Origin of the sequence: Mesorhizobium sp. M7A.F.Ca.CA.002.15.2.1, from assembly GCF_003998715.1 — a bacterium.
GTDB lineage: Bacteria > Pseudomonadota > Alphaproteobacteria > Rhizobiales > Rhizobiaceae > Mesorhizobium > Mesorhizobium ciceri.
Genome location: NZ_RZPI01000372.1, coordinates 1 through 5521 on the forward strand (window position 1 = coordinate 1; position 5521 = coordinate 5521).

Consider the following 5521-nt stretch of genomic DNA (forward strand, 5'->3'; position numbering starts at 1 on the left):
AGGCGAAAGAGCCGATCGTGCACCCGGTGCTGCGGCGTGCGCCTGAGCCGGGCAGGGCCTTCAAGCCGCGCATCAGGGCGCGCAGCATCAGCGGGCTCGGCAGTGCGCCGGTTCCCGCCGAGCCGCCCAAGGAATAATTCCGGCCTACCCGGAATCCGTGTCGGCCAATTCTGATTGGACGCCGCGTTTTCGCGATCCTTTTTCCAGACATGATGATTTGATATCGGCATGAGTGAATTGGTTGCGGCGTTGCCGATGTATGATTGGCCCGAAATGCGCGATGAGGTCGACGCGCAATGGGTGCTGCTGCGCGATGCGTTTCGGCAAAAGGGGATCGACGCGCCGGAAGCCATCGTGCGGCGCAATGGCGACCTGCCGCCGGTGCCGGGCGGAATTCGCGATGCTGCCGGTGCATTGATCGCACCCGATCCCGCGACATTGCCGCCGGATGAACTCGATTTCCATAGATTGTGGCTGCATCCTTTGCTGCTGTTCGCGCAGACCTGCTGGGGGCCGATGGAACTTGGCCTGTCCAGGCATGTGCAGGTGGTCGGCCAGCCGAGCTATGACGCCTATGAAGGCGGGCAGGGCGAGCTCTATTCGAGCGCTCTGGTGATGCGGATAGGCGAGGGACCGGAAGTTCGATCGCCTGCGGATGGCAGCGCTCTCATCCCGCTCGATCTGATCCGCGGCAAGCGCTTCACCTTCAACAGCCTCGATTCCATGTCGGGCATCATTGCGCTGACGCGCGACCTGCAAGCGGCCGGCGAAGGCTTGGACATCTTTTCGTCGCGTAGCGAGAGCGGCGGTCACCGCGCTTCAATCGTCGCCATTGCCGAGGGCTGGGCCGATGTTGCAGCGATCGACTGCGAAAGCTGGGCGCTGGCGCAGCGCTTCGAGCCAGCAGCGCGGAAAGTCGCGATCGTCGGCTGGACCGGACGGCGCAAAGGCCTGCCGTTCATCACGGCGAGGGCAACGCCGGAAAAGACAGTCAGGGCAATGCGAGAAGCGCTTGCCGGACTATCCGAGCAGCCTCGTATCCAGCGGGTAGGTTGAGAGCTGTTCGTTGCCGGCCTCGGTGATCAGGATCTGCTCTTCGAGCTTGACGCCTTCGCGCCCGCCAAGCCGGCCGATATAGCTTTCCACGCACAGCACCATGCCAGGTTCCAGCACGCCGTCCGGCGTGTCCGATGTCCAGTCGCTGGCATGCGGCAAGGTCGGGTATTCATCGGCCAGACCGACGCCGTGATAGAGCACGCCGTAGCGCGTCGGGAAGCAGTCACCCGGCGGCACCGCCGAGGCTTCGACGAGGTCGCGAAACGAGATGCCTGGCTGCATCAGAGCCGTGTTGTGTTCGATCTGGTCGGCGGCGATGCGGAACAGGGCGCGCTGTTCATTCGACGGGTTTGCATCGCCGCACAGCCAGGTGCGCGACAGGTCGGCGCAGAAGCCGTAGGGGCCGATCAGGTCGGTGTCGAAGGCGACGAGATCGCCAGCCTCGATCTTTCGCGAAGAGCATTCCTGGAACCACGGATTGGTGCGCGGGCCTGACGTCAGCAGTCGCGTCTCGATCCACTCGCCGCCGCGCGCGATGTTGCCACGATGCAATTCCGCCCATAGCTCGTTCTCGGAAATGCCCGGCTTCAGCGCCTGTTCCATCTCGCCCATCGCCGCTTCGCAAGCGACAATCGCCCGGCGCATGGCGAGGATTTCGTCCGGCGATTTGATCAGCCGCGCGTTCTCCATCACGGCTTCGCCATTGCCGATGGAAATGCCGAGGCGAGCCAGCTCCTCGACGCCTTCGGGATTGATGTGGTCGACGGCGATGCGGCTGTTGCCGCTACCATATTCCCTGACCAAATCGGCTATTCCGGCGGCCCAACGGCGGACCTTTTGCTCGGTCAGCTCACCGCCATAGAGATACATCCACGACACCGCCGGCCGCACCTCGTTGACGACGCCGGAATGGTCGGACAGGTGCTCGCAGGAAAAATAATCGAACAGCACCACCGGGCCTTCAGTGGCGACAAAGCAATGCCGCGTCGGATTGTGCGCCACCCAAAGCTGCATGTTGGTGCTGTCGGTGGCGTAGCGGATGTTGACGGGGTCGTAGAGCAGGGCGCCGGCATAGCCGCGCCGCTTCAGCTCGGCGCGGATACGCTCCAGCCGGTATTTTCGCATCGCCGCCAGGTCGGGCGCGGCAATGCCTGCCGCCGCCCACTCAGCCTCGGCCTGCGGGCCATAGCCCAGCACATGCTGGTTGAGCGAACCCGCCTTCTGACGGGAGGCGTCGCGCAAAGCTTCGATCGAGCCCGGCTCGAACGGCATGATCTTGCGGTGGCGGCCAAAGCTGCCCTTCGGCCCCGCGCTGTCCATCGTCGAACCTCAGGTCCGCATCTTCTCGCCGCTCGGATCGAAGGGCGCTTCGACATTGATGCGGGCCGGGCGCCGTTGACCGAGGATCTCGATCTCGAACAGCCCGGCACTTTCGTCCTCGGCAAGCGCTGCGGGGATATAGCCCTGCGCCATCGACTTCTGCACATAATGCGCATAGCCGCCCGACGTGACCCAGCCGACCACGCGCCAGTCGCCGTCGACGATGCCGCGCACGGCGGATGCGCCTTCGGCAGCCTTGGAGCCACGTATTTCCTTGCCGCCCTTGTCGAAGCGCGGCGCGCCATAGCCATGCGGCTTTTCCACCGTGCCGTAGTCCTTGCTGACCTTGGCCCAGATCGGCTCGTCACCCATGACATCGGCGTCGGTGGCATCGACGATGAAGGAGACGCGGCGCAGCTTTGGCCCCTCGGCCTGTTCCTTGGCGGCGGCCTCGCGGCCGATGAAGTCATTCTTCTCGAGCTTGATGAAGCGGTCCATCGCGCCTTCGAACGGTCCATAGATCGGCCGCAACTCGCGGAACCAGGTCGGAAAGTTCTTTTCGAGGCGCATGGAGAGCAGAGCGCGCATGCCGAAATCGACAAGGCCGAATTCCTCGCCGGCGTCCTTGATCGCTTTGTAAACCAGGCGTTCGTAGGCCGGCGCCATCCAGATTTCATAGCCGAGGTCGCCGGTGTAGGTGATGCGGTTGACCATGCAAGGCGCCCCGCCAACAGCCATCTCGCGGAAATCCATGAAACGGAAGGCTTTTGTCGAGACGTCGACATCGACCAGTTTCTGCAGCAGGTCCCGTGATTTCGGCCCGGCGATCGACAGGCCGACCAGCGTCTGGTCGAAGCGGTGGATGCGCACCGTTCCGTCCTTCGGCAGGTGCTTCTCGAACCAGCGCATGTGGTATTTCTGCGCCGCCGAAGAGCCCCAGATCATGAAGCGGTCTTCTGCCGCCTTGGCGATGGTGAAGTCGCCGATCAGCTTGCCGAACTCGTTGAGCATCGGCGTCAGCACGATGCGGCGGGTCTTCGGCATGCGGTTGGTCATCAGCCGGTTGAGGAAATCCTCGGCCGCGGGTCCCGAGACTTCGTATTTGGCAAAATTGGCGATCTCGGTGACGCCGACGCGCTCACGCGTGGCGCGCACTTCCTCGCCGATCGGCCCAAAATCGTTGGAGCGATGGAAGGAGACGATATCCCTGGGTTCCTTGCCTTCAGGTGCGAACCAGAGCGGGGTTTCGAGGCCCCAGCTGTCGCCCATGACCGCGTTGTTGGCCAGCATCGTGTCGTAGAGCGGCGTCGTCTGCGCCGGACGTGCCGCCGGCAGTTCCTCATTGGGGAAGCGGATGGAGAAGCGGCGCGAATAGTTTTCCCGCACCTTGGCGTTGGTGTAGCGCAGGCCGGCCCATTCACCGAAGCGTGTAACATCCATGCCCCAGACATCGAAGCCAGGATCGCCATGCACCATCCAGTTCGACAGTGCCAGACCGACGCCGCCGCCTTGGCTGAAGCCGGCCATCACGGCGCAGGCGCACCAGAAATTGGTCAGGCCCTGCACCGGGCCGACCAGCGGGTTGCCGTCCAGCGCGAAGGTGAAGGGGCCGTTGATGATCTGCTTGATGCCGGCCTTTTCGATGCCGGGGAAATGCTTGAAGCCGATTTCCAGCGACGGCGCGATGCGGTCGAGGTCCGGCGGCAGCAATTCGTGGCCGAAATCCCATGGCGTGTTGACCGGCGACCACGGCTTGCAGGCCTTCTCGTAGGTGCCGAGCAGGATGCCGTTGCGCTCCTGGCGGGTGTAGATCTCGCCCTTGAAGTCGAGCACGCCGATCATTTCGCGGCCGGTCGATTTGTTGAATTCCTCGACCTCCGGCATCGGCTCGGTGAGCAGATACATATGTTCCATGGCCAGAACCGGCAGTTCGACGCCGACCATGCGGCCGATCTCGCGCGCCCACAGGCCGCCGCAATTGACGACATGCTCGGCCTTCACCGTGCCCTGTTCGGTGACGACATTCCAGGTGCCGTCGACCTCCTGCGTCAATTCCACGACGCGGTTGCGCAGCACGATCTCGGCGCCGAGTTTTTTCGCCGCCTTTGAATAGGCGATGGTGGTGCCGGACGGGTCGAGATGGCCTTCGACCGGATCCCACATGGCGCCGACGAAATTGGTCTCGTCCATCAGCGGGAACATCGCCTTGGCTTCGGAAGGGGTGATCAGCTCTGTGTCCATGCCGAGATAGCGGCCCTTGGCGTGGGCAAGGCGCAGGAAGTCCATGCGCTCGGGCGTATCGGCCATCATCACGCCGCCGGTCAAATGCAGCGAGCAGGACTGGCCGGATATCTCCTCGATCTCCTTGTAGAGCTGCACCGTATAGGCCTGCAGCTTGGCGACGTTGGGGTCGCCGTTCAGCGTGTGGAAGCCGCCCGCCGCGTGCCAGGACGAGCCGGATGTGAGTTCAGAGCGCTCGATCAGCATGATGTCGGTCCAGCCGGCTTTGGCCAGGTGGTAGAGAACCGAGCAGCCGACGACGCCGCCGCCGATGACAACCGCTTTTACGTGTGATTTCATCTGGATAGGTCCGTGTTTGAAGAGATTGAATCGGGTGAGCGGGGTGTGAAAACAAAGCGGAGATCGGATGCGGCCGTGTTCTCGGCCAGGCTGCCATCAAGCGCGGCGAGGATGGTTTCACAGGCCGGAGTACGATGTTTCAGGACGTCATGGTTCCAAACACGCAGGATCGAATAGCCCTGGGCACGCATGAAATCGTCGCGGCGGCGGTCATATGAGCTGCCGGCGTGTTGGTGTCCGTCGACTTCCACGACAAGCCAATTTTTGCGGCAAGCGAAGTCCGCGTAGTATGGTCCGATAGAGAACTGTCGCGTGAACTTGTAGCCGCCAAGCTTGCGGGCCTTTAACTCAAGCCAAAGCAGCGCTTCGGCCTGGTTGTCACCTTGCCTGAGTTTTCTGGCTCGCTGGGTAGTGCCCGTTTTGCGACGGCTACGGGTTTCATGAGCGCCTTCCCCCACTCCGTCGCCGCTTCGCGACGCCACCTCTCCCCCCTCCGGAGGGAGAGGAAGGGTGCCAGCGTGCATAAGCTCGCGCCTTTCCTCTCCCCCGTCGATCGGGGGAGAGG

Annotated in this window: 4 protein-coding genes and 1 pseudogene; 2 read left to right on the forward strand and 3 right to left on the reverse strand. The window is 63.2% G+C overall.

Features of this window, described 5'->3' with window-relative positions; all coding sequences use genetic code 11:
• Both ENZ74_RS35205 and ENZ74_RS20070 read left to right on the forward strand, forming a co-directional pair.
• Positions 1-137, forward strand: a pseudogene (locus ENZ74_RS35205) (fatty acid desaturase); the annotation flags it as partial.
• A 91-nt stretch (positions 138-228) separates the two neighbouring features.
• Positions 229-1056, forward strand: a complete 828-nt coding sequence (locus tag ENZ74_RS20070) for a PhnD/SsuA/transferrin family substrate-binding protein (protein WP_063168193.1) — start codon at positions 229-231, stop codon at positions 1054-1056.
• Here the strand turns inward: ENZ74_RS20070 and ENZ74_RS20075 are convergent.
• Genes ENZ74_RS20075 through ENZ74_RS20085 form a run of 3 tightly spaced genes read right to left on the reverse strand, consistent with a single transcriptional unit; the run spans position 1021 to position 5438 of the window.
• Positions 1021-2376 (reverse strand): Xaa-Pro peptidase family protein, encoded by a 1356-nt coding sequence (locus ENZ74_RS20075; RefSeq protein WP_063168192.1) that lies wholly within the window; start codon positions 2374-2376, stop codon positions 1021-1023. The genes ENZ74_RS20070 and ENZ74_RS20075 overlap by 36 nt on opposite strands.
• A gap of 9 nt (positions 2377-2385) precedes the next feature.
• Positions 2386-4956 (reverse strand): FAD-dependent oxidoreductase, encoded by a 2571-nt coding sequence (locus tag ENZ74_RS20080; RefSeq protein WP_027160490.1) that lies wholly within the window; start codon positions 4954-4956, stop codon positions 2386-2388.
• Positions 4953-5438 carry a DUF559 domain-containing protein gene (locus ENZ74_RS20085; protein WP_127224122.1) on the reverse strand — a complete coding sequence of 162 codons (486 nt, stop codon included), beginning with the start codon at positions 5436-5438 and terminating at the stop codon, positions 4953-4955. The genes ENZ74_RS20080 and ENZ74_RS20085 overlap by 4 nt, the downstream gene beginning before the upstream one ends.
• Positions 5439-5521 lie beyond the last annotated feature (83 nt).

Coding starts and splice junctions, on each gene's coding strand:
- ENZ74_RS20070 (WP_063168193.1), top strand. CDS start 229: ATGAGTGAATTGGTTGCGGCGTTGCCGATGTATGATTGGCCCGAAATG.
- ENZ74_RS20075 (WP_063168192.1), bottom strand. CDS start 2,376: ATGGACAGCGCGGGGCCGAAGGGCAGCTTTGGCCGCCACCGCAAGATC.
- ENZ74_RS20080 (WP_027160490.1), bottom strand. CDS start 4,956: ATGAAATCACACGTAAAAGCGGTTGTCATCGGCGGCGGCGTCGTCGGC.